The 26,345-nt window shown below is 66.8% G+C and carries 27 protein-coding genes, 1 tRNA gene and 1 pseudogene; 18 read left to right on the top strand and 11 right to left on the bottom strand.

Annotated features, from left to right (window positions below):
* Positions 1 to 140: 140 nt before the first annotated feature.
* Positions 141 to 1,574 (bottom strand): DUF2083 domain-containing protein, encoded by a 1,434-nt coding sequence (locus HEQ16_08460; protein ID MCO4054072.1) that lies wholly within the window; start codon positions 1,572 to 1,574, stop codon positions 141 to 143.
* A gap of 230 nt (positions 1,575 to 1,804) precedes the next feature.
* Between HEQ16_08460 and aceA the strand changes: the two genes are divergently transcribed.
* The 3 genes from aceA (at position 1,805) to HEQ16_08445 (ending at position 4,679) form a co-directional block, all read left to right on the top strand.
* Positions 1,805 to 3,118 (top strand): isocitrate lyase, encoded by a 1,314-nt coding sequence (gene aceA, locus HEQ16_08455; protein ID MCO4054071.1) that lies wholly within the window; start codon positions 1,805 to 1,807, stop codon positions 3,116 to 3,118.
* 139 nt (positions 3,119 to 3,257) lie between these two features.
* Complete coding sequence (locus tag HEQ16_08450) at positions 3,258 to 3,497, top strand: hypothetical protein (GenBank protein MCO4054070.1); 240 nt, start codon at positions 3,258 to 3,260, stop codon at positions 3,495 to 3,497.
* A 486-nt stretch (positions 3,498 to 3,983) separates the two neighbouring features.
* On the top strand, positions 3,984 to 4,679 hold the full coding sequence (locus HEQ16_08445; protein MCO4054069.1) for a phosphoglycolate phosphatase: 696 nt from the start codon (positions 3,984 to 3,986) through the stop codon (positions 4,677 to 4,679).
* A gap of 12 nt (positions 4,680 to 4,691) precedes the next feature.
* Here HEQ16_08445 and HEQ16_08440 read toward each other — a convergent pair whose 3' ends face one another.
* From HEQ16_08440 to HEQ16_08430, 3 genes are read right to left on the bottom strand one after another with little or no spacing between them, the layout of a single operon-like run.
* Complete coding sequence (locus HEQ16_08440; protein ID MCO4054068.1) at positions 4,692 to 6,335, bottom strand: sensor histidine kinase; 1,644 nt, start codon at positions 6,333 to 6,335, stop codon at positions 4,692 to 4,694.
* Positions 6,332 to 6,931, bottom strand: coding sequence for a sigma-70 family RNA polymerase sigma factor (locus HEQ16_08435; GenBank protein ID MCO4054067.1), 600 nt, complete (start codon positions 6,929 to 6,931; stop codon positions 6,332 to 6,334). Before HEQ16_08435 ends, HEQ16_08440 begins: the two co-directional genes overlap by 4 nt.
* Positions 6,924 to 7,127, bottom strand: a complete 204-nt coding sequence (locus HEQ16_08430; GenBank protein ID MCO4054066.1) for a hypothetical protein — start codon at positions 7,125 to 7,127, stop codon at positions 6,924 to 6,926. Before HEQ16_08430 ends, HEQ16_08435 begins: the two co-directional genes overlap by 8 nt.
* A 185-nt stretch (positions 7,128 to 7,312) precedes the next feature.
* Here HEQ16_08430 and HEQ16_08425 point away from each other — a divergent pair, with 185 nt between their 5' ends.
* Positions 7,313 to 8,098 carry a response regulator gene (locus tag HEQ16_08425; GenBank protein ID MCO4054065.1) on the top strand — a complete coding sequence of 262 codons (786 nt, stop codon included), beginning with the start codon at positions 7,313 to 7,315 and terminating at the stop codon, positions 8,096 to 8,098.
* A gap of 203 nt (positions 8,099 to 8,301) precedes the next feature.
* On the opposite strand, the gene HEQ16_08420 is transcribed toward HEQ16_08425, so the two are convergent.
* Both HEQ16_08420 and HEQ16_08415 read right to left on the bottom strand, forming a co-directional pair.
* Positions 8,302 to 8,469, bottom strand: a complete 168-nt coding sequence (locus tag HEQ16_08420) for a DUF1328 domain-containing protein (GenBank protein ID MCO4054064.1) — start codon at positions 8,467 to 8,469, stop codon at positions 8,302 to 8,304.
* A 106-nt stretch (positions 8,470 to 8,575) separates the two neighbouring features.
* Positions 8,576 to 9,091, bottom strand: coding sequence for a pyridoxamine 5'-phosphate oxidase family protein (locus HEQ16_08415; GenBank protein ID MCO4054063.1), 516 nt, complete (start codon positions 9,089 to 9,091; stop codon positions 8,576 to 8,578).
* Positions 9,092 to 9,251: 160 nt separating this feature from the next.
* Between HEQ16_08415 and HEQ16_08410 the strand changes: the two genes are divergently transcribed.
* On the top strand, positions 9,252 to 9,800 hold the full coding sequence (locus HEQ16_08410; GenBank protein ID MCO4054062.1) for a DUF1269 domain-containing protein: 549 nt from the start codon (positions 9,252 to 9,254) through the stop codon (positions 9,798 to 9,800).
* Positions 9,801 to 10,089: 289 nt separating this feature from the next.
* Here the strand turns inward: HEQ16_08410 and HEQ16_08405 are convergent, their stop codons facing one another.
* Positions 10,090 to 11,391, bottom strand: a complete 1,302-nt coding sequence (locus tag HEQ16_08405) for an ArgE/DapE family deacylase (protein ID MCO4054061.1) — start codon at positions 11,389 to 11,391, stop codon at positions 10,090 to 10,092.
* A gap of 4 nt (positions 11,392 to 11,395) precedes the next feature.
* Positions 11,396 to 12,057 (bottom strand): annotated as a pseudogene (locus HEQ16_08400) (ABC transporter ATP-binding protein).
* 112 nt (positions 12,058 to 12,169) lie between these two features.
* Between HEQ16_08400 and HEQ16_08395 the strand changes: the two are divergent.
* The 6 genes from HEQ16_08395 to glf all read left to right on the top strand — a co-directional run bounded on the left by HEQ16_08395 (position 12,170) and on the right by glf (position 16,778).
* A complete protein-coding gene (locus HEQ16_08395; protein MCO4054060.1) occupies positions 12,170 to 12,661 on the top strand; it encodes a DUF992 domain-containing protein in 492 nt (163 codons plus the stop codon).
* Between the two features lie 121 nt (positions 12,662 to 12,782).
* Complete coding sequence (locus HEQ16_08390) at positions 12,783 to 12,950, top strand: hypothetical protein (GenBank protein ID MCO4054059.1); 168 nt, start codon at positions 12,783 to 12,785, stop codon at positions 12,948 to 12,950.
* Between the two features lie 87 nt (positions 12,951 to 13,037).
* The gene (locus HEQ16_08385; GenBank protein ID MCO4054058.1) at positions 13,038 to 13,472 is read left to right on the top strand and encodes a hypothetical protein; all 435 of its coding nucleotides are present in this window, start codon (positions 13,038 to 13,040) and stop codon (positions 13,470 to 13,472) included.
* 236 nt (positions 13,473 to 13,708) lie between these two features.
* A complete protein-coding gene (locus HEQ16_08380) occupies positions 13,709 to 14,137 on the top strand; it encodes a hypothetical protein (protein ID MCO4054057.1) in 429 nt (142 codons plus the stop codon).
* Between the two features lie 150 nt (positions 14,138 to 14,287).
* The gene (locus HEQ16_08375; protein ID MCO4054056.1) at positions 14,288 to 15,640 is read left to right on the top strand and encodes a glycosyltransferase family 1 protein; all 1,353 of its coding nucleotides are present in this window, start codon (positions 14,288 to 14,290) and stop codon (positions 15,638 to 15,640) included.
* A 4-nt stretch (positions 15,641 to 15,644) separates the two neighbouring features.
* Entirely contained in the window at positions 15,645 to 16,778 is a 1,134-nt protein-coding gene (glf, locus tag HEQ16_08370; GenBank protein MCO4054055.1) for a UDP-galactopyranose mutase, read from the top strand.
* 87 nt (positions 16,779 to 16,865) lie between these two features.
* Here the strand turns inward: glf and HEQ16_08365 are convergent, their stop codons facing one another.
* A complete protein-coding gene (locus HEQ16_08365; GenBank protein MCO4054054.1) occupies positions 16,866 to 17,987 on the bottom strand; it encodes a beta-glucosidase in 1,122 nt (373 codons plus the stop codon).
* Between the two features lie 252 nt (positions 17,988 to 18,239).
* Here HEQ16_08365 and HEQ16_08360 point away from each other — a divergent pair, with 252 nt between their 5' ends.
* The 4 genes from HEQ16_08360 (at position 18,240) to HEQ16_08345 (ending at position 23,218) form a co-directional block, all read left to right on the top strand.
* On the top strand, positions 18,240 to 19,373 hold the full coding sequence (locus tag HEQ16_08360; GenBank protein MCO4054053.1) for a DNA repair exonuclease: 1,134 nt from the start codon (positions 18,240 to 18,242) through the stop codon (positions 19,371 to 19,373).
* A complete protein-coding gene (locus tag HEQ16_08355; protein MCO4054052.1) occupies positions 19,370 to 22,051 on the top strand; it encodes an AAA family ATPase in 2,682 nt (893 codons plus the stop codon). Before HEQ16_08360 ends, HEQ16_08355 begins: the two co-directional genes overlap by 4 nt.
* 96 nt (positions 22,052 to 22,147) lie before the next feature.
* On the top strand, positions 22,148 to 22,375 hold the full coding sequence (locus tag HEQ16_08350; protein ID MCO4054051.1) for a hypothetical protein: 228 nt from the start codon (positions 22,148 to 22,150) through the stop codon (positions 22,373 to 22,375).
* Between the two features lie 282 nt (positions 22,376 to 22,657).
* Positions 22,658 to 23,218, top strand: a complete 561-nt coding sequence (locus HEQ16_08345) for a PRC-barrel domain containing protein (protein MCO4054050.1) — start codon at positions 22,658 to 22,660, stop codon at positions 23,216 to 23,218.
* Positions 23,219 to 23,285: 67 nt separating this feature from the next.
* On the opposite strand, the gene HEQ16_08340 is transcribed toward HEQ16_08345, so the two are convergent.
* A complete protein-coding gene (locus HEQ16_08340) occupies positions 23,286 to 23,915 on the bottom strand; it encodes a TetR/AcrR family transcriptional regulator (GenBank protein ID MCO4054049.1) in 630 nt (209 codons plus the stop codon).
* A 158-nt stretch (positions 23,916 to 24,073) separates the two neighbouring features.
* On the opposite strand from HEQ16_08340, the gene HEQ16_08335 reads away from it, so the two are divergent.
* Entirely contained in the window at positions 24,074 to 24,550 is a 477-nt protein-coding gene (locus tag HEQ16_08335) for a DUF4281 domain-containing protein (GenBank protein ID MCO4054048.1), read from the top strand.
* A gap of 1 nt (position 24,551) precedes the next feature.
* On the top strand, positions 24,552 to 25,382 hold the full coding sequence (locus HEQ16_08330) for a hypothetical protein (protein ID MCO4054047.1): 831 nt from the start codon (positions 24,552 to 24,554) through the stop codon (positions 25,380 to 25,382).
* A gap of 45 nt (positions 25,383 to 25,427) precedes the next feature.
* Here HEQ16_08330 and HEQ16_08325 read toward each other — a convergent pair.
* Positions 25,428 to 25,502, bottom strand: a tRNA-Val gene (locus HEQ16_08325).
* A 238-nt stretch (positions 25,503 to 25,740) separates the two neighbouring features.
* Here HEQ16_08325 and HEQ16_08320 point away from each other — a divergent pair.
* Complete coding sequence (locus HEQ16_08320) at positions 25,741 to 26,316, top strand: L,D-transpeptidase (protein MCO4054046.1); 576 nt, start codon at positions 25,741 to 25,743, stop codon at positions 26,314 to 26,316.
* Positions 26,317 to 26,345 lie beyond the last annotated feature (29 nt).

The raw sequence follows: 26,345 nt of genomic DNA, 5'->3' as shown, positions 1-26,345 counted from the left end.
TCGGCGGCCGCATGCGCGGTCGAGCCGACCGTGACACGGCGCTGTGCCGCCCTCCATGAGCGATGAATGGCAACCGGAGCTTGAGGCTCCGGTTTTCTTGATGCGTGCGCGCTCTTCATCGGCGGGACTGCGTCCCGCGCTCAGGCCTCGAAATCGAATGGCGATATGCCGCGCACGCTCTCGTCGATCTGCAGGGTGCGCATGAGCGGCGGCGCGGCGCGCTGCGAGCAGTTCTGCCGCTCGCACAGCCGGCAGTTGATGCCGATCGGGGTCGGCTCGTAGGTCTTGAGATCGAGCCCCCGCGAATAGACAAGCCGACTGGCGAACTTCAACTCGCAGCCCAGGCCGATCACGAACTGCGCCTCGGGCTCGCCCCAGGGCGAGGCGGTGCGCCGCACCGTGCGCGCCATGGAGAACCACCGCGCCCCGTCCGGCAGCTCCACGATCTGGGTCAGCACGCGGCCGGGCGAGCGGAAGGCCTGGTGCAGATTCCAGCGCGGGCAGGTGCCGCCGAAGCGCGAGAACGGAAAGCTGCCCGAGGAGAACCGCTTCGAGACGTTGCCCGCCAGATCGGCGCGGACAAGAAAGAACGGGATGCCGCGGGCGGTGGGCCGGGCCAGCGTGGTCAACCGATGCGCCACCTGCTCGAAACTGGCGGAAAAGCGCGCGCTCAGCACATCGACATCATAATCCAGCGTCTCGGCCGCCTGCAGGAAACGCGCATAGGGCATCATCAGCGCGGCCGCGAAGTAATTGCCCAGTGTGATGCGCAACAGGCGGCGCACCGGCCCTTGTCCGGGATCCAGCCGGGCGGCGATGGCGTCGATCAGGTCATTGGCCTCGATGAAGGCAAGCTGGCAGGCTGCCTGAAAGGTGCGCCCGCATGGCTCCACCAGTTCGGAGATCATCAGGCGGCGGCGGTGCCGGTCGAAGCGGCGCAAGGCCTGGCTCATCACGTCCACCGGCAGGATCTGCACCCGCAAGCCGTGGCGCTCGCGCAGCCTCTCGCCCAGGGCGTGGAACAGCTCATGCCCGGCGCCGGACAGCTCGCCGGCAACGCGCTCGGCAATCTCTTCGATTTCCGGGAAATGATTGTTGGCCGCGTGGAGAAAGTCTCGCACCCGCTCGACCGGATTGTCACGCCCGATCTGCCCGCCCTCGCTACGGTCCGCATCGGTGAAGCCGCCCTCCCCGCTTTCGCGCGTCTCGACATAGGCGCGGTAGAGCCGCTGGATGGCGCTGACGAGCGAGGGGGCGATGTCGGCCGCCTCGCGCAGCTCCGTCTTCGGCACGGGCGACGCGCGGAACAGCGGATCGGAAAAGACCTCCTCCAGCTCGCTGGCGGCGCGGATCTCCTCCTCGCGGGCAAAGGAGCGCGGATCGACGTCATAGACCTCGGCAAGGCGGATCAGCACCTGCGCAGTCACCGGGCGCTGGTTGCGCTCCATGAGGTTCAGGTAGCTCACCGAAATGCCCAGCTCCATCGCCATCGAGGTCTGCGACAGCGCAAGCTCGCGGCGCAGACGCCGGAGCCTCGCCCCGGCCAGGATCTTGCGCCCGGATTCGTCGGACATGGCGGAACCTCTTCGTTCTCGGCGGCGATTACACGTACAGCTTTTACCGTTTTACATTTACACAAAAGTCAAAGCCACTCAACGCTACCTTTCCGGATAAATGTCCGACTTGTGCCTTTTATCGCAGTGCAGCACACATAAACCACCCCCAGCGACCGAGTTGGACGCCCTCCACCTGCGTTCAGACCAAAGTTGTAAAACCTCTGTATGAGCTGAAACGGAGCCTTCCCATGAGCAAGCCGACCTTCAAGGACCTCGTCCCCGCCGCCCCCGAGGGCCGCTATGACGGCATCCGCCGCACCTACACGCCTGAAGACGTGGCGAAGCTGCGCGGCTCCTTCCCTATCGCCTACACGCTGGCCGAGCGGGGCGCCAACAAGCTCTGGAAGCTGCTCCACGAGGAGCCCTTCGTGAACACGCTGGGCGCGATGACCGGCAACCAGGCCATGCAGCAGGTCCGCGCTGGCCTGAAGGCCATCTACCTTTCGGGATGGCAGGTCGCCGCCGATTCAAACACCGCCTCGGCGATGTATCCCGACCAGTCGCTTTACCCCGCCAACGCCGCGCCGGAATTGTGCCGCCGCATCAACCGCACCCTGCAGCGCGCCGACCAGATCGAGCACGCCGAGGGCGGCGCCAAGCGCGACTGGTTCGCCCCCATCGTGGCTGACGCCGAAGCCGGCTTCGGCGGCCCGCTCAACGCCTTCGAGATCATGAAGGCCTTCATCGAGGCCGGCGCGGCCGGCGTCCACTTCGAGGATCAGCTCGCTTCCGAGAAGAAGTGCGGCCATCTGGGCGGCAAGGTGCTGATTCCGACCGCGGCCCATGAGCGCAACCTCACCGCCGCGCGCCTCGCCGCCGACGTGATGGGCGTGCCGAGCCTGGTCATCGCCCGCACCGACGCCGAATCGGCCCGGCTGATAACCTCCGACGTGGACGAACGCGACCGCGAATTCATCGAGCCCGACAGCCGCACGCCCGAAGGCTTCTATCGCCTGAAGGAAGGCACCGGCCTCGACCATTGCATCAAGCGCGGCCTGGCCTTCGCGGAAGTCGCGGACCTGCTGTGGTGGGAAACCTCGCACCCCGACCTGGAGGATGCCCGCAAGTTCGCCGAAGCGGTTCACAGGAAACACCCTGGCAAGCTGCTCGCCTACAACTGCTCGCCCTCCTTCAACTGGCGCAAGAAGCTGGACGAGGCGACCATCGCCAGGTTCCAGCGCGAGCTGGGCGCCATGGGCTACAAGTTCCAGTTCGTGACCCTGGCAGGCTTCCACTCGCTGAACCTGTCGATGTTCGATCTCGCCGATGGCTACCGCGACCGCGGCATGGCGGCCTACTCCGAGATGCAGCAGCGGGAATTCGCCGCAGAGGAACGTGGCTTCACCGCCACCCGCCACCAGCGCGAAGTCGGCACCGGCTATTTCGATCAGGTGGCCGTCACCATCTCCGCCGGCCAGTCCTCCACCACCGCGCTGGCCGACTCGACCGAGGCCGACCAGTTCAGGAAGGATGCCGCGCCGAAGCTTCAGGCTGCGGAATGACGAGAGGGCAGCGGGGAATCGGCCGCGGGCACTCGAATGACGCCCGCCGCCGCCCTCCCCTGCCTGATCGCCTGACTGCCCACTACCCCACTGCCAACCCCACACTCGGACCGCGGCCAGCATACCCGCGCATAGAGGAATGACGACGATGACCAAAGCCAATGTGAAAGAGCGCGCCGAAGGCTTCGCCTCCAGCATGAACGAAGAGCAGAAGATGGCGATCCGCATGCTCGCCAACGACCTGCACCGGCTCAACGCCTCTGTGATGAAGGCGGTGGATGCAGGCCTCTCGGTCGAGCTGCAACGCTCCGCCCGCCACCACCATGAAGGCGGCTTCTGGGGAGACCTGCTCACCCCCATCGTCGTGAAGCAGAAGTAAGACGGCCAGACCGAACAAGGCGCGCCCTCAAGCGCCGTCGGCCAGATTTCGAGGAAACGTCCCGAGCCCCGCCTCTGAATCAGGCGGGGTTTTGGCGTGCGGCCCCGTTGGCGGCCTGTTGACGCGATGTCCAAACCGGACGGCAAGAGATCTGCGCGTTCGCTGGCGGCCTGCAACGTCGCGGAGCCCTGCCGATCACCATGAACATCAAAATCCATGTGCGCCTGAGTGCAAGCTCCGGACCCGCCTTGAGCCTGCGTCCGGTCGTGTTCTTCGGCTTCGGCAGCGCTCAGGCTGCGCCGGCTGCCAGCGAGAAGGCAGCACCTCGCCGCCCTGCGCCAGCAGGCACCGCGCGGCCGGCGTCGGGTTTCGGGGCTCTCAACTGAAAGCCCGCCATGCGCTGTTCGGCATGATGCAAGGAGAGGCGCACGGTCTGAGTTTTATTGTCTTGCCATGGCGGCGGGAACCCAGCACAGGTGCGCCACCATGAACATCACGCGCGCCCTCTCCCCGCCCACCATCGTCTTCGATCTCGACGGCACGCTCGCCGAGACCGCCCCCGACATCATCGGCACGCTGAATGTCGTGCTGGCGAAGGAAGGGCTGGAACCCGTGCCGGTGTCGAAAGCGCGCGATCTTGTAGGGGCGGGTGCACGGGCGCTGATCGAGCGGGCCTTCATGCTCTATGGCAGGCCCTTGTCTGCCGACACGCTTGAAGCCTTGTTCGAGACGTTTCTCGATGTCTATGCCGGGCGCGTGGCGGATGCATCGCACCTTTATGATGGCGTGCTGCCGGCGCTGGAGGCCCTTGCCGCATCGGGGCACCGGCTCGCGGTTTGCACCAACAAGCCGGAACGGCATTCGCTTTTGCTGCTTGATGCGCTCGGCGTCACCCGGCGTTTCGCCGCGATTGCGGGGCGCGACAGCTTTGCCTTTTTCAAGCCCGATGCGCGGCACCTGACGCTGACGATCGAAGCGGCGGGCGGGGATGTGACGCGCGCCATCATGATCGGGGATTCGCGCACCGACATACTGACGGCGCGCAATGCCGGCCTGCCGGTGATCTGCGTGCCCTTCGGCTACACCGATGTGCCGATCGAGTCGCTCGAGCCCGACCTCGTGATCCAGCACTTCAGCGAGTTGCCCGCCGCTGTCGCTGCGCTGGGCGCGCGCTTCGGCTGAAGATTCCGCCCCTCAGGGACGGAAGATCCAGTGCATCACGACGCCGGGGGCGCGGTCGGCCACCAGAGCGCCCAATTGCCCGGCCAGGCCCATCACGATGCGCGGCGCCGGATTTGCCGGGTTCAAGACGCCATCGGTGGTGACCACCAGTTCCAGCTGGCCATCATCCAGCGTTTCGATCTGCGCCATCACCTTGCGCGCACCGTCTGCCTGAAGGGCGGCGATCACGGCTTCCACCAGACCAAGGCCAAGCGGTATCACCCGGTCGACGACCAGCCCGGCATCGGCAGCGACCCGCACATCCGTCCACTGATCCGCGCGCCGCAGCGACGTGGACAGCGAATCCATGATCTCCTCGACGAAGGGCTTGATCGCCACGGGCCGCATGGTCCCTTCGATGAGCGCAAGCCGGTAGGCGACCGAGAGCACTTGCACCATCGCCTCGGTTTCCACGAAATGCATCCTGTGCCCGGCGTCGCGCTGCCGGCGCGAAAGAGCCAGATGGCTTTGAATCACCTGCAGCGAATTCTTCACGCGATGATTCAACTCCTTCATCAGGAACTGGTTGGCGTCGAGGGTCAGGCGCAGGGCCTCCTCGCGCCGGTTGGCATCCTCCACCATCGCGTTGAAGGCTTCGGCCACGAGCCTGATATCCTGCGGCATCGAAGGCCCGACCGGGGCGAGAGCCTCGGGATGGACCTTGTGAGCGAGCGCCGCCGTCTCGATGCCGCGGATCCAGCGCACAACATCGAACTGGATGACGCGGGCATAGGTGATGAAGAGCACGACCAGCGTGAGCAATGGCGTGACGCACAACACGAGGAATTGCAGATAGGCCGCGCCGGAGGCCGCGTTGTCGAAGCGGGCCAGAACGTAGAGGTTGGGCTCCGCAACCATCTGCGTGCCATAGACATAGGAACTGTCCCCCGGCCGCTGCGACTGCCACCTTCGCGGCTCCGGGCTGAAGCTTTCGCGAAGAGGCAGCCAGTCCTGCCCTGATGTCCCGCGCTCGACCAACACCTTCCCGCCCTCCATCATCAGCGCGACAGCCGTCGTGCCGTCGGTGGCGCCGATGGCGAAGGCCTGCTGCAACAGCGCAGGGTCGATCAGCACCGTTGCCCGCCAGGAGCGCTCATCACTGGATGGATTGACGGCATGGACGACCAGATGCAGCCGGCCATCGATGGTCGTCGCGCCATACCGGGCCTGCGCGATCTCAGGCCCGCTCCAGATCGTGGTCGCAGCGCGCCTGACCTCTTCGCTAGCGATCGCATCCATGACCCCGGGCGTGAGTTCGGACCTGTCCGTGGCGTGGCAATTGATCCCATCGCCCATCACGATACGGATCGCCTCGAAACCGTCGATGCCAACCAGCACGTTCCTGAGCATGGCGTCGCAAGCGGAGTTGGCAGGCTCCAGAGCCTGCACGCTCCGCACCACGGAAACGAGGCTCCGCAACGAGCCACGGAACCAGAGCCTGGCTCTCACCGCATAACCGGAAACCGCTTCGGTCTGGGCCGATGCAATGCTCGCCGTCACGGAGCGGTAACTCGTCGTGGCGAGGAAAAGGCTCATGGTGGCGATGGGAATCACCACGAACGCCATCAGGACCAGCAGGCGCGCGCGAACGGTCTGGAAGCCAGACAGGTCGATCATGGCGTCAATGTGGGTTGCCTTCGTCCAGTCCCGGCACGCAGCTCCTTGCCCCCATCCCCTGCCCGTTCCCCTGCCCGTTCCGCAGGCGCCTCGGCGGCATCGGTCATGCCAAGCATTTCGGCGAGCTTGTTGCGGGCGCGGTTCACGCGGCTCTTGATCGTGCCGACGGCCACGCCGCAGATCTCGGCGGTCTCCTCATAGGACAGGCCGGTGGCGCCGACCATGATCAGCACCTCGCGTTGCTCCTCCGGGAGCTTCGCCAGCGCGTTGCGGAAGTCGGCCAGATCAATCGCGCTTTCCTGGTTGCCGGGGACAGCGACCTTGCTGGAGTAGATGCCGTCCGTGTCCTGCACCTCGCGGCCACGACGCCGGTAGAGCGAGTAATAGGTGTTGCGCAGGATGGTGAAGAGCCAGGCGCGGATGTTGGTGCCCTCGATGAAGCTGTCCGCATGGCTCCACGCCTTGAGCAGCGTGTCCTGCACAAGGTCATCAGCCTGCTGCACGGAGCCCGAAAGCGATGTCGCGAAAGCCCGGAGGTTGGGGATCTCCGCAATCAACCGCTCACGAAACAGAACGGAGGAGCGGTTATCAGTCATCGCGGCGTTCCTTGGCCTCGAGTTCGGCCAGAAGAACGAGGAAGCGGTCCGGTATGGGAGCGCTCACCAGATCGTCGTAATGGGCCTTGAGCGCGCGCCCCAGCGCTTCCTGAATCTTGGCGTCAAGTTCGACAGCCCCGTTCGGTTGGCCGTCGCCAACACGATCGGCATCGCCGCTCACCGGTTCACACGTCATGGTCAAGCCCTGTCCCCATTCCTGATAGCATCGCACGTCAAAATCATCGCCGACTGCTCGGAGACGAGCTTCATTCGACCCCAAAACCCGTCAGAAACAGGAAGGTTCCACAAAACTCAAAAAACAAATTTCTTGTAATGACCTCTATGCTTGCGATGCTGGCACTAGACAGAAACAGGTGAAACATGTCCATTGCTCGAGAAATTGCGTCGTATCTTCCGTATCTTAGGCGCTATGCCCGCGCCTTGACCGGCTCCCAGCATAGCGGTGACGCCTATGTCGCGGCGACGCTGGAGGCGGTGGTGGCTGACCCTTCCGTGTTTCCGAGTGAGCTGCCGGGGCGCATCGCGGTCTACAAGCTGTTCGTGCAGATGTGGTCTGCGGCCAGCCATCTTGAACGCCTGCCCATCGATCGCGGCGCGGTCGAGATGAACCTCGATGGGCTGACGCCCTTGCCGCGACAGGCCTTCCTGCTTCGCACCGTGGAAGGTTTCAGCATCGAAGATGTGGCGCTGATCCTTGGCCGTCGCCCGATCGAGGCGATGCAGCTTGTGGAGCAGGCCGGCCGCGAGATCGCCGAGCAGGTGGCGACCAGCGTGCTCATCATCGAGGACGAGCCCATCATCGCGCTCGACATCGAAGCGATGGTGCAGGAGCTTGGCCATGACGTGACGGGCATCGCCCGCACCCACAAGGAAGCGATCGCGTTGGTGAGGATGCGTCGCCCCGGCCTCGTGCTGGCGGACATCCAGCTTGCCGACGGCAGCTCCGGCCTTGAAGCGGTCAACGAGATCCTGACCTCGATCGACGTGCCGGTGATCTTCATCACGGCCTATCCGGAGCGGCTGCTGACCGGCAACAAGCCGGAGCCGGCCTTTCTCATCACCAAGCCCTTCCAGCCCGACGCCGTGAAGGCCGCGATCAGCCAGGCTCTGTTCTTCGACCGCCGGGCCAGCCGCAAGGTGGCCTGAGCGCGGCAGCGCTGCAACCAGGACGCATGACGACGGCTGAAGCTTTCGAAGATCCGGCCGCCTGATCGCTCAAGGATCATGGGCCCGTTGCTCACCAGCCCAGAACATACAACAGGCCGAGCAGCGGCAACGGCACACCCAGAGTCAAAAGGCCAAGCCAGCGCATGGCGAACTCCCTTGTTCAGGTGAAGATGGTGACGGCGTCAGGCCTTGCGGCGCACCACGCCCATCACTGCGGAGATCGCGAAGGCGATGAGCGCGACGAAGAAGATGATCTGCGCGGCCGACATGGCCGTGCCGGCAACGCCGCCGAACCCGAGCACGGCTGCGACGAGAGCGACGAGCAAAAAGGTGATGGCCCAGCCGAACATGGCGGAACTCCTGTGTTGATGATGGTGCCTTTCCAACGCCCTCGAACTGGAGAAGGTTCCGCGTCAGGCGGCGAGCGAAGCCGCGCATCCCCGGGCCGCCGCGTCTTCACACGAACTCGACCTTGCCGTGATCGCCCGGATCTGGCGGCGCGCCTGTCAGGCGGGCCTTGATGTATCCGTAGGCGTGGACCATCGTCGAGGAGGCGCTGTCCCAGTATTCGGCGGCCTCGACCTTCACGCGGATGAGGGCGATGTCGGAAGCATCCGGCCCCCTGGGAAACCAGGTGCGCAGCGCCTCGCTCCAGCGCCTGCGGATCTCCGCCGGGTCGCGCACCAGCTGGGCCTGGCCAGTGATCGAGACGTAATTCTGCCCCGAGGTGTCGGCATAGCCGAGCAGGACACGTCCGCTGCGTTCGAGGTCATGCACCTTGCCGCTGGCGGCGGCGGTGAAGAACCACAGTTCCCCGTCAAACTCCTCCTGCTGCGCGGCCATGGGACGCGAGCGCATCTGGCCATCGGCCTCCTGCGTGACCATCAGGCAGATGCGGATGTCCTTGATCATCGACCAGACCTTGTCGCGGGCCTCGCGGTCGGTCCTGATCTCGTTGTCATTGCCGGTCATGGGCGTGGCGTCCTTTTGCGGGAAGTCTTGCGGATGAGAAGCAAACGCCAGCGGACACAAGGCAGTTCCGCCCGCGCCTGCCCGGCGGAACCTTCGCAATGGCAGGCACGTTGCGAGTGAACAGCTTCACCGATCCGGCCAGCACGCACGAGGACCCGCCATGAAGACGCTTTTCGCCATCACCTATCCAGCGACGACCAGTGCCCGGGCCGCACTTCAGGACGTGCAAGCGATGCAGAAAGGCGCAACAATCTCGCTCATCGATGCCGTGCTCGTGACGCGCACATCCGATGGCGCGGTCAAGCTCGAGCAATCGGTCAACACCACGGCCATCGGGGCCTTGTCGGGGGCGATGTGGGGCAGCCTGATCGGCCTGCTGTTCCTCAATCCGCTGCTCGGCGCAGCGGTCGGAGCCACCGCAGGCGCGCTCTCAGGCTATGCCACGGATTACGGCATTTCGGACGAGTTCATGAACACCATCGGCCAGCGACTGGCGGGACACACCACGACGCTGTTCATCCTCGCGGCCGAGTTGACGCCGGACAAGGTGGCCGCCGCGCTGGCCCGCCATGGCGGCGACATCGCCTACACATCCATGCCCGACGACATCGAGGAGCGTTTCAGGTCGCGCTTCGAGCCAGGCGGACGCGCGACGGCTGATGCGCTGACGCCCCACTCTGCGCCGGCAATGACGGCCACAGACCCGTGACGGGTCAACCCGGGTAGAACCTCGCCACGCAGCCGCCATGCGGCTCACGCCCTTGGCAAACCCGGCGGGCGTGCCCGGCGAGAAGGACAGGCGCAGGCGCTTCGTCTGCGGCCGGCTCTGATGGACCGGATCGCCAGGACCGGATCGGCAGGACCGGATCGGCAGGACCGGATCGGCAGGACCGGATCGGCAGGACCGGATCGGCAGGACCGGATCGCCCGGCGCCGCCGCCGCGACTTCAGAATCGAACGCTTGGCGCGCGGTCAGCTGCCCGCTTGCGGGAGGGCGCTCATGGCGCAACCGCCTCGACGCCGCACCATTCGGCAACGAACAGCGCCATGGCGGTGGTGATGCGGCGCAGCGATTCAACGCTGACCGCCTCGTCGAAGGCGTGGATGTTCCGCGAGATCGGCCCGTAGCACAGAGCCGGAATGCGGTCATACAAGGCGTAGACGCGGGTATCGAGATAGCCTGCGGTCATGACGGTTTCGAGCTTGCGGCCGGTGGCCTCGCGATGGGCGCGGCCCAGCACGGATTCCGCATCCGAGCCGGGATCGAGCACGTAGCCCTCCGAGAAGAACCCGTTGAACGTGACCCTGGGCGGGTTGTTGGCGAGGTAGCGGTCGGACCGTGCGAAGGCGGCGACCCAGGCCTCGACCTCGCGCGCCGCTTCCGCTGCCGAGACGCCGGGATAGATGGCGAGGCGGCACTGCACCTTGCACCAGCACGGCACGGAAGAGCCCCAGTCGCCGCCCTCGATCTTGCCGATGTTGAGGTTGATCGGATGGTCATGCTCCGCGAAATGCTCGCGGCCAGCCTTGCGCGCGTTGATCTCGGCTTCAAGCCGGCGCAAATCGCCGATGACGCGGTAAGCTGCGTCGATGGCGTTGGCGCCGGAGCCCATTTCGCGGACATGGGCCGGCTGGCCCCGAACCTCGATCTCGAACCAGAGCACGCCGACATTGGCGCGCACCAGCTTCTCGTCCTCGGGCTCGGGGATCAACGCCGCATCGGCCGTGTAGCCGCGCAAATGAGTCATAAGCGCGCCATTGCCGGTCGACTCCTCCTCGACGACCGACTGGAAATAAACCGTCGCTGCCGGCTGGAGGCCAAGGCGCGCCAGCGCATCGAGACAGGCGAAGCTTGCGGCATGGCCGGCCTTCATGTCGGCGCCGCCGCGCCCGTAGAGCCAATCCCCCTCGATGCGCGGCTCATAGGGCGGGCTCGTCCACATGTCGTGCGGGCCTTCCGGCACGACATCGACATGGCCCTGCAGGATGAGCGAACGGCCCTTCTCATCGCGAGGGCGATGGATGCCGACCACGATCGGAGCGCGAGAGTGATCTGGCGAGAAGGGGCCGCCGCCGGGATGGCGGCCAAGCGCGGCCTCGTCCATCTCGAACCGGTCCATGGACAGGCCGCGCCGGCGCATTTCGCGAAAGACGAAATCCTGCACAGCATGCTCGGCCCCGCGCTGCGAGGGAAAGCGCATCAACGCCTTCGTCAGCTCGATCTGCGCATCGAACCCTTCCGCAACCGAGGCCTTGATGCGCGCGGCGAGCGCAGAGTCGAGAATGGAATCCGATGTCATGGTATCAAGCCCGCTGGAAAAAGCTGCGGTCAGGGACCGCCGCGAAGAACGGCTGCGTGAAGGCGTGCAGGGAGCGGCGAAGAGAGCCGCCGCCTCGCCCATCTCCACGATTTCGCCCTTCTGCATCACCGCGACCCGGTGGCAGAGCTGGGCTGCGACCCCAAGATCATGGGTGGCGAACAGGATGGCAAGCCCAAGCTGGCCCTGAAGCTCGCGGATGAGATCGAGGATCTGGGTCTGCACGGAGACATCGAGCGCGGAAACGGGCTCGTCCGCGATGAGGATGTCGGGGTCCAGCGCAAGGGCGCGGGCGATGCCGATGCTCTGGCGCTGGCCGCCCGAGAACTCGTGCGGAAAGCGACCTGCTGGCGCGGGGCTTCGCCTCGCCATGCGCCATCGGACCCTGCGCGATGATGCGCCCCACGGTGGGCCGCGGGTTTGAGCGAGGCGAAGGGGTCCTGAAACACCATCGGGATGCGTTTGCGGTTCGGCCGGAACGCCCGTGGCGACAGCTCGCGCAAGCAGAGATCGCCGATGCGGATGGCGCCGGCATCAGGCTCGATCAGCCTCAGGCAGCAGCGCGCGACGGTGGACTTGCCGGAAACCCGACTCACCCACGATGCACAGCGTCTCGCCGGCATTGATGCTCAGGCTCAGGCCCTCCACCTCGAATAAACCGTCTCACTGTGCCGGGAACCTTCCACCTTACCCAGCGTTATGCCTGTTCGAGCGCCACCCGGTCCTTGGGTTGGCGGGGGCAAAAGGGGGACTGGCGAGCATGATCAAGCACAATCTGCGTTTCGTGGTCCGATCGGCTCATCTGTTCGCTGTCGGCGTCGCTCTTGCCGCGCCGGCCGCCGCGTCGCGCGCCGAGGAAGCCTGGACTGTAGGGACCCTGGTGTGCCCCCTGCCGCTTGGCGCCTCACCGGGACTTCCCGCCATGAGCGCCATGCAGTGCCACTTCAGGCCCCTGAGAGGCCCTGCCGAGGCCTATAGCGCCAGGGTGGACCGCATGGAGTCGGCGGAGGGTGAACCGGGCCGCGCCACGCTGAGCTGGTATGTGATGTCCCGCGAGCCGGACATCGAACGCGGCGCACTGGCCGGACGCTTTCGGCTGACAGCGACCCCGGCGGAGTTGAACCTCGCCACGGCTCCGGCGCCTCTGATGGGCAATGGCGGGCTGACGCTGCGCCCGATCCTCATCCAGAGCGTCAGACATCTCAACCTTGCAGCGGGCGTCTGGGAACTGACGCTCGACTTCGGCGTATGAGACTCCGGCAGGAGAAGATCATGATGCAACGCGAACGTGGCTTGCCGGACAGCGAAGCCGCCGACGAGCCCACCGACCTGCTCGGCAACGAGGCGCCGGAGCACGATGACACGATGACACGATGACGCCGAGCGAGGTGCAGGAGATGCGCCTGGGCGATGAGGGCCCTTATGCCCTGATCGACCGTGATGAGGATGCGCTCGACGTGCCGGATCCCGACGAGGACCTGGAAGCCTCTGATGACGACATCGCGCAGGACCGATTGTCGGGCTACGCCGTCCACCACTGACAGCACACAGCTTTTGCGTCGCCTCAACCCTTCTTCAGCCACGAGCGACGCGCTTTTGCGTCCGATCCACCCTGAAAGGACCTGTCCATGACCCTGTTCCGCCGCCGAAGCCGGATTGCCCGGCAAGAAATCGACAATCTGCGCGCCGAGATCGCCTCGCTGGCTTCGAACCTGCGCTCGATGACGCCGCGCGCCAATGCCGGCTCCAGCTGGTGGCCGGGTTCCAACGGTTCGTCCGCATCGAGCTGGTGGCCGGCCTCCGGCAGATCCTCCTCCTCGAACTGGCCCGCGAGCCTGTGGCCCTCCGGCCATCGCGAAAGCTGGAGCGACCAGGCCTACCACCGGCTTGGCGACGCGCGCGACGTGGCCCATCACGGCGCTGACGCCATGTCCCGCCAGGTCGACTGGGCGCTCGCCAGCGCGAGCCAGCAGCTGCGCGAGCGGCCGCTGACCGCCGTGGTGGCGCTGCTCGGCATCGGCGTGGCGCTTGGCCTCGCGGCGAGGAGCGTCTCCTCCGACTGAGCGGCACACTCGATCGTCAACTCGCAATCGCTTGCATCGCGATGCCCTTCAGCCGGGAGGAGCTGGCGGGCACGCCGGCGGCGGATGCCCGGTGTGATCGGCCGATTCGATCCGTCCAGGCTCGCGCGGCGCGCCGATCCGTGGGCAAGCTCCCGCTCCAGGCGCAACCGTCTGCCTGGTCCGCGCTGACGTCACGCGCTTCGGAACAAATGCTCGGCGGGCGTGGTTAAAGTCGCATGACACAGCTCAAGACCTTCCCCAGCGCCCCACGGGTGCCTGTCGGCACACGGGTCCTGCTCATCGGCCATGCCCTGCCAGTCGCGCTGCTTGAAGCGGTGCTGCTGCGGTACGGCGCTTCCAATTATCTGTGCGTGGACAGCCTCGAGGCTGCGGATTGGCTGATGCGCGACGGATTCGATGCGGCGCTTGTCGTCGCTCATGCGCGCCTGTTCGACAGCGCGGAGGCTCAGGCGCGATGGCGCGCGCGCAATTCCCGATCGCGCCTGATGTTGCTGCCGGCCACCTGCGAAATTCACGCGATCGAGCGGCAGATCGGTGCGGAGCTTGAGGATTGCGCAGGCGCCGATGAGCCCGCCAGCGCAATTTCTCGCGACAACGCAGCGTTTCGGCGCAACCTGTCCGCCGGGCACGCCGGTTTGGCGTGATTTGACGGGGTATTGGAACAAAAACCCGCCCTCGCGGTTATTCCCGGACAAACCCCTTTCCATAACCCGCCTGCTTCATGATGTTCTCTGCAAGGGCGCCGGCGCGCCCGGCACGAATCCGCATGCCGCAGGCATCGCGGAGACAGCGCCATGCAGACGACCCCGAATTCGCCCGCGACGCCCCTTCGCGAACACGGCCCGACGACTGAGCGTGGCGTGGAAAGGCCGCTGTTGCTGTGCCTGTCGCATCTGCGTTGGGATTTCGTGTTCCAGCGGCCCCAGCATCTGCTCACGCGCGCCGCGCAGTCCTTCCGCGTGATCTTCGTTGAAGAGCCGATCTTCGTGGACGTGCCCGCGCCCAGGCTGGTGCTGTCCCCGCGCGATGGCGGAATTACGGTCGCCGTGCCGCATCTGCCGCCTGGCCATACCCCGACCGAGGTCATGCGCCTGCAGCGTGAGCTGATGAGCGAGTTGGTGGAGGCCGAAGGGAAGCCCCAGGTGCTGTGGTATTACTCGCCGATGGCGCTGTCCTTCAGCGCGCACATCGAAGCGCCGGCGTGTCTCTATGACTGCATGGACGAGCTGTCGGCCTTCCGCGGCGCGGCTCCCGATCTGACCTTGTGGGAGCGCAGGCTCTTCGCCAGGGCCGATTTCGTGCTGGCAGGCGGGCGCACGCTCTATCAGGCCAAGCGCCGCCAGCACCAGTCCGTTACGCTGCTTCCCAGCAGCATCGACACGGCGCATTTCGACAGGGCACGGGCCAAGCCGGATGATCCGGCCGACCAGCGCGACATCCCCCATCCGCGCCTCGGCTTCTTCGGCGTGATCGACGAGCGCTTCGACGCCGAACTGCTCGGCGAGGCGGCGGCGCTGAGGCCGGACCTGTCCTTCATCATGATCGGCCCGGTGGTGAAGATCGACCCGGAAAGCTTGCCGCAGGCGGCCAACATCCACTGGCTGGGCAGCAAGAGCTATCCGGATTTGCCGCGCTATCTCGGCAACTGGGACGTGGGCATCATGCCCTTCGCCATCAATGAATCGACCCGGTTCATCAGCCCGACGAAGACGCCGGAATTTCTCGCGGCCGGGCTTCCCGTGGTCTCGACGCCGATCACCGACGTGGTGTCGCCCTATGGCGATGCCGGAGTGGTGGAGATCGCCTCCGGCGCGGAGGACTTCGTGGCGCAGGCCGCGTCGCTGCTGGAGCGGCCGCGCGGAGAGTGGCTCGCCAGGGTCGATGCGATGCTGGCGAACAATTCCTGGGACAAGAGCTGGCAGCGCGTGGACAGGCTCATCCACGACACGCTGATGCTCAAGGCGGCCCCGGCCGCCCAGGTCGTGGGCAAGGCGAGCGCGATCCAGGCTTCGCAGGGACGGGCCAGCGCAGGCCCCGCAGCGGCGGGCGGCGGCGGGCCGGGAGTGGCGCTCAGCCCCGCGCCCCGAGCCTGGGCGGGCGATTCAAGGCTGCGCGCGCGGGCGGCATCGGCCGCCGGGAAGGAATAGGCCGATGTTCGACTGGCTCATCGTCGGAGCGGGCTTCGCGGGCAGCGTGCTGGCTGAACGCATCGCCTGCGAACGCAACGAAACCGTGCTGATCATCGACCGGCGCAAGCATATCGCTGGCAATGCCTTCGATCGTCATGACGACGCAGGCATCCTGATGCATCAGTACGGCCCGCACATCTTCCACACCAACGCCGACCCGATCGTGAAGTATCTGTCCCGGTTCACCGCCTGGAGGCCCTATGAGCATCGTGTGCTGGCCGAGGTGGACGGCAAGCGCGTGCCGATGCCGATCAATCTCGACACGGTGAACGCGCTTTACGGGCTCTCGCTCACCCCGGAGGAATTGATCAGCTTCTTCGCTTCGCGGGCGGAGCCTGTGGCAGAGGTGCGGACATCGGAAGACGTCGTGGTCTCGGCCATCGGCCGCGATCTCTATGAGAAGTTCTTCCAGGGCTACACGCGCAAGCAGTGGGGGCTCGATCCCTCGCAGCTCGACAAATCGGTGACGGCGCGGGTGCCGACCCGCACCAACCGGGATGACCGCTACTTCACGGACACGTTCCAGTGCATGCCGCTGCATGGCTACACGCGCATGTTCCAGAAGATGCTGGATCACCCCAACATCAAGGTTATGCTCCAGAGCGATTATCGCCAGGTCCGGGACATCATCCCGCACAAGCGGCTGATCTACACCGGGCCGATCGACGAATTCTACGGACACCGCTTCGGCAAGCTGCCCTACCGCTCGCTGCGCTTCGAGCACGAGACGCTGGACATGGCCCAACACCAGCCGGTGGGCACCGTGAATTATCCGCAGACGGAAGCCTTCACGCGCATCTCGGAGTACAAGCACCTCACGGGCCAAGAGCACCCGAAGACAACCATCACCCGCGAATATCCCACCGACGAGGGCGACCCCTATTATCCGGTGCCCCGCGCGGAGAACCAGGCTCTCTACAAGCGCTATGAGGCGCTGGCGCTGGCTGAGGTGGACACATGGTTCGTGGGCCGGCTGGCGAGCTATCGCTACTACAACATGGACCAGGTGGTGGGTCAGGCGCTGGCCACCTTCCGCCGCATCCAGGAGGATGTGCCGGCCAAGCTTGGCGACAGCCCGCGCCTTGCCGCCGTGTGAACGGCCCGATGACGGCCTGAGTTGGGGCCTGACATGCAAAAGCCTGAACGGAGCGATCCGTTGAGGCTTTCATCAGGGGGGGTGTGTTCAGGCGCTTCGTCGCAGCCCGGCGCGGAGATCCCGCTGGCGAAACAGCGCCTCGGCCAACGGCGCATGGACGGAACGGCGGAAGCTGCGGCGGTCGTAGTCGATCAGGCCGTTGGGGCAGTGGCGATCATCATCCCAGCCGGGATGGTTCATGATGGGATAGAGGCAGATTCCGCCGATCGGGACCCCCGCCTCCATGCTTGCGAAGACCTCGCCGCAGACATAGTCGAACCATTGCGGCCTCAGCCCGGCCTCGATCCCGGTTTCCGCGATGAACATGGGCCGTCCGTAGCGGCGATGGGCTCGCGCCAGCAGGTCGCGCAAGGGGATGAAGCGGCTGTCGCTGCCCTGCCAGTCCAGCGGGCCCGCCCCCACCACCCACTGGTTGTGGCAATAGTAGTTCACGCCCAGCACATCGAGATATTCCGGCTTGCCGCCAAGCCCGGGCCAGGAGCGGCCGGACATCATGTCCCAGGCCTGGTACTGCGCGCGGGTGTGGCGGCGGGCGCGGCCCTGCGTCGACGAGCTTCCCGGCACGGGATGGACATGGATCAGCGGATCGGCGTGGACGAAGCGGGCGCGCGGATCGACCGCCCAGATCGCATCCATGGCCGCGATGGCCGCACGAACCAGCTGGCGCTTGAGTTCGTCGCCCCGCCCGCGCGCGCACGGGTTGAAGATGGCGAAGTCCCCTCCCGCCCATGACATGAAGGAAATCTCGTTGACCGGGCAGTACCACGGAACCTCGTCGCCGCGATCGCGAACGAGCCGGGCGAGCGCGCCGGCGAAGGCCGCGAACCGGTCCACGAAGGCGCTCGACCAGATGTCGAGATGGTCCGGCCAGCCATAGTGCAGCAGGTCCCAGATCACCTCGGTGCGGGTCAGCCTGGCCGCGTCCAGCATGGGCAGCAGGCTCGACCAGTCATAATGACCGGGCGCGCCCTCGATCAGATGCCAGCGCGCGCCATCGCGAACCGTGTACACGCCTAGCCCGTGCAGCAGCGCATAGTCCTGCGCCGCCATCACATCGTGGCGGGTGGCGGCGATGATGTCGAGGCGCACGCCATCGTCACGACGATGCGTCGAGCACTCGAACCCGCCCTGGAAGAAGCTTTTGAACATGATGGGCGTTCAATGCCGGGCGACCTGATTGGTTCCGACAGGGAAGGCCCGGACGCGCCCTTCCATCACGGCGCCGTGACCACTGCCGGCGCAACCGATAGCCGGGCCGGGACGCCGAAGCGTGACGGGAGCGGGCTGCCGCCCAGCGCAGCGCGCCACGACGTCGCCGACCCGATGTCCTGCCGATACCGTATCGCCTCGCAAGCCGCAGATCGCTAAGATTACTGCGGGGCGATCAGGGACGGCGAATCGATGATGCGGTTCATCCACACGGCCGACTGGCAAATCGGCAAGGTGTTCCGCCTGTTCGGCGAGAAGGAGCCGGTGCTGCAGCAGGCGCGGCTCGACTGCATCAGCGCGATCGGGGCGCTGGCGCGGGCCGAGGGCGTGAGCGACGTGCTTGTCGCCGGCGACATCTATGACCACGAAGCTCCGTTGCCGCGCACGCTGCGCGAGCCGCTCGAACGCATGCGCCAGCATCCGTCCGTGCGCTGGCATCTCATCCCGGGCAATCACGATCCGCACCGCCCGCGCGGCCTCTGGGACTGCGTGCAGGACCTTGGCCTGCCGGGTAACGTCGTCACGCATCTCGCGCCGCAGCCCTTCAGTCTGGACGGGGCGGTGCTCTTCCCCGCCCCGCTGATGCGCAAGAGCGAGGTGCGCGACCTCACCGTCTGGATGGATGCAGCGGAGAGCCCGGCCGGCGCGCTGCGCATCGGGCTTGCACATGGCTCGGTCACCGATTTCGGCGCCGAGGGCGAGGCCGGCAATCCGATCGACGCGGCGCGGCCGCGCCTTGCCGGGCTCGATTACCTCGCGCTCGGGGACTGGCACCGCACGGTCGAGATCGGGCCGCGCCTGCACTATGCCGGCACGCCGGAGCCGGACCGTTTCGACAGCCAGCCGGAGGGCGTGGCCCTGATCGTGAGCATCGAAGGCCCCGGCGCGACGCCGCAGGTCGAGCGCCGCGTGGTCGGCAGGCACCGCTGGATGCGCCAGAGCCGCCGGCTCGACGATCCTGCGGCCATCCCTGACCTCGATCGGCAGATCCGGGGCATGACGGGGCTGAGCAGCATGGTGATGCGGCTCGACCTTGAAGGCGCGCTGCCGCTCGAGGCGCATGCGGCGCTGCAGGACAGCCTGGACGGGTTGCAGGCCGCGATGCTCTGGCTCGACGTGGAGCGCAGGGGGCTATCGGCAAAGCCGAGCCTTGCCGATCTCGAGGCCATCGACTTCGACGGCGTTCTGCGCCGGAGCACGGACCAGCTGCTCGCCATGGCGCAGGATGGCGCGCTGGATGCGGATGCACGCCGGCTCGCTGAGGAGGCGCTGGTGGAGCTTTACACGCGCAGCGCGGGGCGTGGCGCCAGGGAGGCCGCGCCGTGAAGATCACGCATCTTACGGTGGAGGGCGCGGGTCGCTTCAACGGCCGCATGTCGGTCCAGGGCTTTGGCGACGGCGTGAACGTGCTGTGCGAGCCCAATGAGGCCGGCAAGTCGACGCTGTTCCGCGCCCTGCGTATCTGCCTGTTCGAGCGCCACAGCACAAAGGCGTTTCATGTGCAGCAACTGGCCACCGCCGGGCTGTCGCTGTCCTTGATCGTCACGCTCGGCTTTTCGCTGGGAGTCCATGCCTACCAGATCCGCAAATCCTTCCTGCGCGGCGCATCGGCCTCGCTCAGCCGCGACGGGTTGGAGATCGCCCGCGGCAGCGAGGCAGATGAAAGCGTTTGGAGCCTGCTCGGCATCGCGCCCGGCTCGGGCCGCTCGGTCGATGACGCAGCCTTCGGGCTGCTCTGGGTGGCGCAGGGCGATTCCTTTCACCCGCCAAAGCCGACCCATGCCGCCAGCGGAGCCCTGAATGCCGCCATCGAGGCTGAAGTGGGCGCGCTGGTGGGCGGCGAACGCGCCCGCGTGCTACAGGCAGAACTCGCCCGCGACCTTGGCGTGCTCGTGACCGAGAAGGGCAAGGCCAAGGCGGGCGGGCCCCTCGCCGCGGCGCTGGGGCAGGTTGAGGCAACGGCGGCGGAGCTGTCCGTGATCGAGCGACGGCTGGCGGCCGTGGATGCGCAAATCACGCAGGTTGGGGAGGCGCGTCAGGAGCGCGCCAAGGTTGCCGACCCCGCACAACTCGCCGAGATGCAGACATCCGCCGCCGAGGCCGAGCGCGAACTGGGCGAGGCGCGCGCCGCTGCGGCCCGGCTGGCCCCGCTGGAACTGGCCGAGGCACAGGCGCAGGCGATCCTTGCCGCAGCCGAGCGGCGCCGGGATGAGATTCTGGAGAGGGCCGCACGCATCGACGAGACGCGGCAAAGGCAGGACGCGCTGGCGCGGCGGCTCGCTTCCATCGCCCGGGAGGAACGGGAGGCGCTGGACCGGCAGGCCAGCGCCCAGGCCGAAATCGATGCGCTGGCCAGGGCGGGCGCTGCCGATGACGCGAAGCTGCGGATGGCGCACGGCTTTCGCGCCGCCATCGCCAGCGCGACAAACCGCAGCGCGCTCTCCCAACGCCGGACCACGCTCGCCGATTTGGGGCAGCGCCTTTCGAGCGCCGATGCCGCGCTCGCCGACAACGCCGCAAGCGCCGAGGCGGTGCGCGAACTCGACGCGCTGGAACGGGACATCGATCTCGCCGAGGCGCGGCTCAAGGCCGGAGCCGCGCGGCTGGGCATCGAGATGCTGACCTCGGGCGCAGGGCAGGTGACGCTGGATGGCGCGACGATCACGCAGGCGCTCTCGCAGCCGGTGACGGCGCCGATCGAGATCCAGGTGGGCGACCTCGCGCGCATCAGCGTGGTTCCGCCGGCAGGCTATGGAGCCGAGCAGATGGAGGCGCGGCAGGCGCGGGGTTCGCAGCTCGAGGCGCTGCTGGCGCGCTGCGGGCTTGCATCCGCCGGGGAATTGCGCCGGGCGCACGAGGCGCGGCGCGAGGTCGAAGGCGAGAGGCAAGCCATCGCCACGGCACTCAAGGCGCTGGGCGCCTCCCCTGCCGCTCTCTCAGCCGAGCTGGCGCGGATCGACGGCGAGCTTGCGGCTGCGGACCGGCTGGCGGCCCGGACGCTGGCGGAAGCAGGCCTCGATGCACTCCCGGACCTCGCCAGCCTGGAGCAGCACGTGGCGCTGGCCGAGGCGAGGCAAGACGAGGCCCGCGCGGCCCGCGTGCGGCTGGATGCTGTCAAGGACGGCGCCAACGACATCCTCAAGATCCTGGCGCAGGAGCTGGGCCGCCTCGACGCCGAGCGCGCCGAGGGGGCGCGATCGCTCGACCAGGACCTCGCGCTGCTGCCGGACGCTGGGCGCCACGCGATCATGGCGCAGTGCGAGGCCGGGTTGGCGCAGGCACGGCTGGCCAAAGGCGCCGCCGCCGAGGCCCTTGCGACCCTGCGCAGCAAGACGCCTGACCCGGCCGAGATCGAGCGGCTGGACAATCGCTGCGTGCGGCTGCGCTCTGCGCTGGCGCAGCAGCGCGGGCGGATTGGCGAACTCGACCTCGTGATCGCCAATCTCGAAGGCCAGATACAGAACGCCGGCGCCGAGGGTCTTGGCGAACGCGCAGCCATGATGACCGATGAGCTTGCGCTGTGGCAGCGCGAGACCGAGCGGCATCAGCGGCGGGTGCGTATGCTGCAACTTCTGCACGACACCGTCGCGCGCTGCCACGCCGAACAGCGCGAGCGGCTCAACGCGCCGATCAAGCGCCATCTCAAGCCTTATCTGGCCGATGTCTTTGCGGCGGCGGAACCTGAACTGGGCGACGGCTTCCGCGTCCATGCGCTGAATCGCGCCGGGCTTGGCGCGCAGAGCATCGACCTGCTCTCGGACGGCACGAAGGAACAGATCGCCGTGCTGACCCGCCTCGCCATGGGCTCCATGCTGGCCGAGCGCGGGCAGAGCGTGCCGATCGTGCTCGATGATGCGCTCGTCTTTGCCGACGACGACCGTATCGAGCGCATGTTCGATGCGCTGGCGCGCGCGGGCCGCCAGCAGCAGGTCATCATCCTCACCTGCCGGACCCGCGCCTTCGCGCGACTGGGCGGCTTGAGGCTGAGCCTCGTGCCTGGCTGAGGCATCGCCGCACGGCCTCTGTCACCCTGTCGCAGCAGCGGAACAATCGCTGTCTGCGGTGATTGTTTTCGGGCAATCGCCATACAGGAGGATCGGATGCATCACGGACAGCACTACGATCACGACAATCGCAGGGGCCTTGGCTCGTGGCTCAGGTCGAGGCTGCTTCTGGGCGGCCTTGGCTATGTCATCTACCGGCTCTGGAAGCGCAGCGGCAGCACCCGGCAGGGCACGGCCCGCATCGGCAATGCCGGCAGCGGCGCCGGCGCCACGGCCGGCGAAGGCGCCAGTGCGCGCGCGGCAGGCTCCATCTCGCGCGGCTGATCGGCTCATTCTCAGGTCATGCAGGAACGGCCCGCTCCGACGGGCCTGTCCATTTGCGGCTGGAGCGCGGCAGGGCAGGGCTGACAGGGCTGGCAAGGCATCCGCGAGCGGAACCATCGCGTTCCCAACCCGTTGATTCAGCACTCAGTCTTTTCAATCGCAAATGGAGGATCATCCATGAAAACCCATGTCAGTTTTGCAGCGTTGCTGCTGAGCGCTGCCCTTGTCGCGCCCGTCGCGGCCCAGACGACCGGCGCGCCGACGACGCAGCCGAACACCAATATGCAGACCCAGCAGCCCATGGGCGCAACCGGGGGCGTCCAGCAGGGCGCACGCGCCGCCATGCAGGCCGTGGCCACGCCGCAGCCGGGGCAGATGCTCGGCTCGGACCTCACCGGCACGAATGTCTACGGCATGAACAATGAGAACATCGGCGACATCAATGACCTGCTGATCGGACGCGACGGTCGCGTCGTGGCCGTCGTGGTCGGCGTCGGCGGCTTCCTCGGCATCGGCCAGAAGGATGTCGCGGTGCCGTTCGAGGCGCTGGAAATCCAGAGCGCCGCGACGACGGGCACCCGCGCGACCGGGACGGGCACGACGCCCGGCGTCACGGGGATCGGCGTCACGGGGACCACGGGCATGGCCGCGCATGGCACGCTCCACCCTGACCGCATCGTGCTGCGCGGCATGACCCGCGCCGACCTCGAAAGCGCTCCCGCCTTCGACGCCGAAGGGACGCGCAGGGTCGGTACAACCGGCTCGACCGGCATGACCGGCACTGGCAGCGGCACAGGCACGAGCACAGGCACGGGCACCAGCGCCACGCCTCCGCGTCCCTGATCCAGATTTCAGGCCGCACTTCCGTGCCCGAATGACAGATCACGCCCGGCCATCAGGCCGGGCGTTTTCATGAAGAGGCATCAAATCCGCGCATCAGCACCAACAGCGCGCGGGCCACCTGCTGCTGAGCCATCGGCAGAACCTGATCCGGTGCATCGCAACGCGCGCCGACCTGCCGCTCCAGCATCAGATCGGCATGACCATGCGCCAGGGACCAGATTGCAAGGGTGCGAAACTCAAGCGTCTCGTCATCCACGCGCTCATCCAGCGCACGCACGGCGTCGACCAGGATCTGGTAAGCCCTTGCGCCCTCCTCGGCATGTTCGGCCGTCCGCTGCGCGATCGCGTCATGGTTGAACATCAGCCGGAAGAGCGCCGGATGCGCCCTCGCAAAGGCGAGATAGGCCCGGCCCATCTCGGCCATGGCCAGCGCAGGAGTGTGCCCGCGAGCGCGCGCAGCCAGCAAGGCTTCGGAGAATTCGGCAAAGCCGGATGCGGCGCAGGCCGACAGGAACAGCCCAAGCGATGCGAAGTGATGCGCCGGCGCTGCGTGGGAGACTCCCGCACGCCGGGCCACCGCCCGCAGACTCAGGGCGCCGAGACCGCCTTCCTCGAGAATCGTGCGGCCGGCCCCGATCAGTGACACCCGCAGATTGCCATGATGATACCGCTCCGGCTTTTGCGGTTGCTGCGTCATGGTCTCGTCTCCTGTACGGCCATCGGCCTGGCGGGCTCCTCCTTAGCGCCTTCACGGCCATCTTGTCATTGACAAGAACGAAAGCGCCCTGCATCTTGTCTCCGACAAGATGAGGATCGCGCCATGCATCTTGTCGCCGACAAGATGAGGATCGCGCCATGCAGCCTGACGACCTGTTCCGCCATGCCAGCATACTGGCCATGTCAGGCTGGCTGGTGCTGACCGCTTCCATCCTTCTGCGCTGGCGCATGGGACGGGATGTCATCGCCGGGCTTGCAGTGCCCGGGCTGCTGTCCGTCGGCTATGTGGCGATCATCGGAGCGTACTGGTCTTCCGCACAGGGCGGGTTCGGCTCGCTTGCAGAGGTTGCGGCCCTTTTCGGATCGCGCTGGATGCTGCTCGCGGGCTGGGTGCACTATCTGGCTTTCGACCTGTTTCTTGGCGCCTGGATTGCGCGCGATGCCGAAGCCCATGGCGTATCCCGCTGGCTGGTGCTGCCGCTCCTGCCGGCCACATTGCTGTTCGGGCCGCTTGGCCTTGCCTTGTGGCTGGCCATGCGCCTCGCCATGCTGCCGAACTCCGGCCTGCGCCGCGGCGGCGGGTCTCACGCGAACAATGTCGGGAGCGCATCGTGACATGATCGCGGCAGCCCTTCCCCTTGCTCGCGGCCAGCGCTGGCATGAGCTGCTCACCGCAGCGCATCGCGGTTCCGCTCCGCTTGGCATCACCGCCATGTTGATGCTGCTGGCGATGATCCCCACCACGCTGGCGGGGCTGATCGACCCGCGCGAACTCAACGGAGTCAACATCTGGATCAAGCCGCTCAAGTTCCAGCTGTCCATCGCGGTTCATCTGGCGACGGTGGCTCTGGCATTGCTGCTGCTGCCCCCGTCCGTGCGGGACCGCTGGCTGGTCCGAACGGTGGTCTGGGCGCTGGTGGCTGCAGCGCTGTTCGAAGCCATCTACATCACGGTCCAGGCCTCGCGTGGCGCCGCGTCGCACTACAACGTTTCCGCACCGTGGGCCGCGATGATGTATCTGCTCATGGGGGGCGGCGCCGTGATCATGGCCCTGGGGGCCGCCATCATCGGCGTGCTGATCGTGCGTCATGGGCGCAAGCGCGACCCCATCGCCCTGGCAGCCGGACTCGGCTTGATGCTCGGCGGCGTCCTTGGAGGCCTGTCGGGCATCTACATGTCCGTGCAGCCCGCCCACTGGGTGGGGCCGATGCCGGGTCAGGCCGGGTTGTGGCCGTTCGGCTGGTCGCTGGTCGGCGGCGATCTGCGCGTCGCCCATTTCTTCGGGCTGCACGCCATGCAGATGCTGCCGATCACGGGCTGGCTCGCTGCGCAGGTCTTTCCTGGACGTGAGCAGATGGCGATATGGGCTAGCGCCGTTCTGGTGACCGCCATAACAGGCCTCGCCTTCGGCCAGGCCGTCGCGGGCGTGCCCTTTATCCGTCTCTGATGGACGGGAGCGCCTGGCCGCCGATGCGGCGCCATATGGGGGAAATGGTGGGCGCGACAGGGATTGAACCTGTGACCCCTCCCGTGTGAAGGGAGTGCTCTGCCGCTGAGCTACGCGCCCGATCCGGGCGGTTGGATAAGCGCAAGCCGGGGGCGCGTCAAGCGCGGCGGCTTTGCTGCGTGAACCAAATCGGAGATGCCTCCGTCAATCTACCTGTGGCCAATGTGCAACGCTGTTTTTCCGCCTGCAAACACATTCGTGAGACGCGGCCCGCCCCAATTGCGTTGAGGCTGGAAATCAGACATTGGCTTGGGCCATGGCGTAATCAAGCCAATCCATTCATCACACCGAGGTTATCATGCGACGTTTCGCTTCCGCGTTCGCCGCGATCGCCCTGAGCGTAGGCTTCGCCGCGCCGGCCATCGCAGAGATCGATCCGCTGACCCGTCAGCCGCTGCTGAGCGTGCAGGAGGAGTTCAGGCCGCAGGCGACCGCTATCCCGCGTGAAACCGTCACGTATAATTCGCGCTATGCGCCCGGCACAGTGCTGGTCGACACGCGCGAACGGCGCCTCTACTTCATCCTGTCGAGCACGCAGGCCGTGCGCTACGGCGTGGGCGTGGGGCGTCCCGGCTTCGAGTGGTCCGGGACCAAGCCCGTGACACGCAAGGCGGAATGGCCCAGCTGGACGCCGCCCGCGCAGATGCTCAGGCGCCGGCCCGACCTGCCGCGCTTCATGCCCGGCGGTCCTGAGAATCCGATGGGCGCACGCGCGCTTTATCTCGGCTCTTCGCTGTATCGCATCCATGGCTCGAACGAGCCCGAGACCATCGGCCAGGCCGTCTCCTCGGGATGCATCCGCATGATCAACGAGGACGTGATCGACCTTTACGAGCGCGTCCGCGTCGGCGCCCGGGTCGTCGTGCTGCGCTGAGATGTCGCTAGCATCGCCGGATGCGGAAA

Origin of the sequence: Bosea sp. (in: a-proteobacteria), from assembly GCA_023910605.1 — a bacterium.
In the GTDB taxonomy this organism is placed as follows: Bacteria; Pseudomonadota; Alphaproteobacteria; order Rhizobiales; family Beijerinckiaceae; genus Allobosea.
Note: the sequence above shows the minus strand (reverse complement) of the source record. Positions and strands in the feature narration are given on the sequence as shown.

Bases quoted from the DNA above. Each gene is read 5' to 3' on its own strand.
- HEQ16_08335 (MCO4054048.1), top strand. From the start codon at position 24,074: ATGCAGCCTGACGACCTGTTCCGCCATGCCAGCATACTGGCCATGTCA.
- HEQ16_08460 (MCO4054072.1), bottom strand. From the start codon at position 1,574: ATGTCCGACGAATCCGGGCGCAAGATCCTGGCCGGGGCGAGGCTCCGG.
- HEQ16_08340 (MCO4054049.1), bottom strand. From the start codon at position 23,915: ATGACGCAGCAACCGCAAAAGCCGGAGCGGTATCATCATGGCAATCTG.
- HEQ16_08445 (MCO4054069.1), top strand. From the start codon at position 3,984: ATGAACATCACGCGCGCCCTCTCCCCGCCCACCATCGTCTTCGATCTC.
- HEQ16_08395 (MCO4054060.1), top strand. From the start codon at position 12,170: ATGATCAAGCACAATCTGCGTTTCGTGGTCCGATCGGCTCATCTGTTC.
- HEQ16_08425 (MCO4054065.1), top strand. From the start codon at position 7,313: ATGTCCATTGCTCGAGAAATTGCGTCGTATCTTCCGTATCTTAGGCGC.
- HEQ16_08415 (MCO4054063.1), bottom strand. From the start codon at position 9,091: ATGACCGGCAATGACAACGAGATCAGGACCGACCGCGAGGCCCGCGAC.
- HEQ16_08405 (MCO4054061.1), bottom strand. From the start codon at position 11,391: ATGACATCGGATTCCATTCTCGACTCTGCGCTCGCCGCGCGCATCAAG.
- HEQ16_08330 (MCO4054047.1), top strand. From the start codon at position 24,552: ATGATCGCGGCAGCCCTTCCCCTTGCTCGCGGCCAGCGCTGGCATGAG.
- HEQ16_08450 (MCO4054070.1), top strand. From the start codon at position 3,258: ATGACGACGATGACCAAAGCCAATGTGAAAGAGCGCGCCGAAGGCTTC.
- HEQ16_08360 (MCO4054053.1), top strand. From the start codon at position 18,240: ATGATGCGGTTCATCCACACGGCCGACTGGCAAATCGGCAAGGTGTTC.
- HEQ16_08320 (MCO4054046.1), top strand. From the start codon at position 25,741: ATGCGACGTTTCGCTTCCGCGTTCGCCGCGATCGCCCTGAGCGTAGGC.
- HEQ16_08375 (MCO4054056.1), top strand. From the start codon at position 14,288: ATGCAGACGACCCCGAATTCGCCCGCGACGCCCCTTCGCGAACACGGC.
- HEQ16_08410 (MCO4054062.1), top strand. From the start codon at position 9,252: ATGAAGACGCTTTTCGCCATCACCTATCCAGCGACGACCAGTGCCCGG.
- HEQ16_08420 (MCO4054064.1), bottom strand. From the start codon at position 8,469: ATGTTCGGCTGGGCCATCACCTTTTTGCTCGTCGCTCTCGTCGCAGCC.
- HEQ16_08345 (MCO4054050.1), top strand. From the start codon at position 22,658: ATGCAGACCCAGCAGCCCATGGGCGCAACCGGGGGCGTCCAGCAGGGC.
- aceA (MCO4054071.1), top strand. From the start codon at position 1,805: ATGAGCAAGCCGACCTTCAAGGACCTCGTCCCCGCCGCCCCCGAGGGC.
- HEQ16_08435 (MCO4054067.1), bottom strand. From the start codon at position 6,931: ATGACTGATAACCGCTCCTCCGTTCTGTTTCGTGAGCGGTTGATTGCG.
- HEQ16_08380 (MCO4054057.1), top strand. From the start codon at position 13,709: ATGACACAGCTCAAGACCTTCCCCAGCGCCCCACGGGTGCCTGTCGGC.
- HEQ16_08440 (MCO4054068.1), bottom strand. From the start codon at position 6,335: ATGATCGACCTGTCTGGCTTCCAGACCGTTCGCGCGCGCCTGCTGGTC.
- HEQ16_08365 (MCO4054054.1), bottom strand. From the start codon at position 17,987: ATGTTCAAAAGCTTCTTCCAGGGCGGGTTCGAGTGCTCGACGCATCGT.
- HEQ16_08385 (MCO4054058.1), top strand. From the start codon at position 13,038: ATGACCCTGTTCCGCCGCCGAAGCCGGATTGCCCGGCAAGAAATCGAC.
- glf (MCO4054055.1), top strand. From the start codon at position 15,645: ATGTTCGACTGGCTCATCGTCGGAGCGGGCTTCGCGGGCAGCGTGCTG.
- HEQ16_08390 (MCO4054059.1), top strand. From the start codon at position 12,783: ATGACGCCGAGCGAGGTGCAGGAGATGCGCCTGGGCGATGAGGGCCCT.
- HEQ16_08350 (MCO4054051.1), top strand. From the start codon at position 22,148: ATGCATCACGGACAGCACTACGATCACGACAATCGCAGGGGCCTTGGC.
- HEQ16_08430 (MCO4054066.1), bottom strand. From the start codon at position 7,127: ATGACGTGTGAACCGGTGAGCGGCGATGCCGATCGTGTTGGCGACGGC.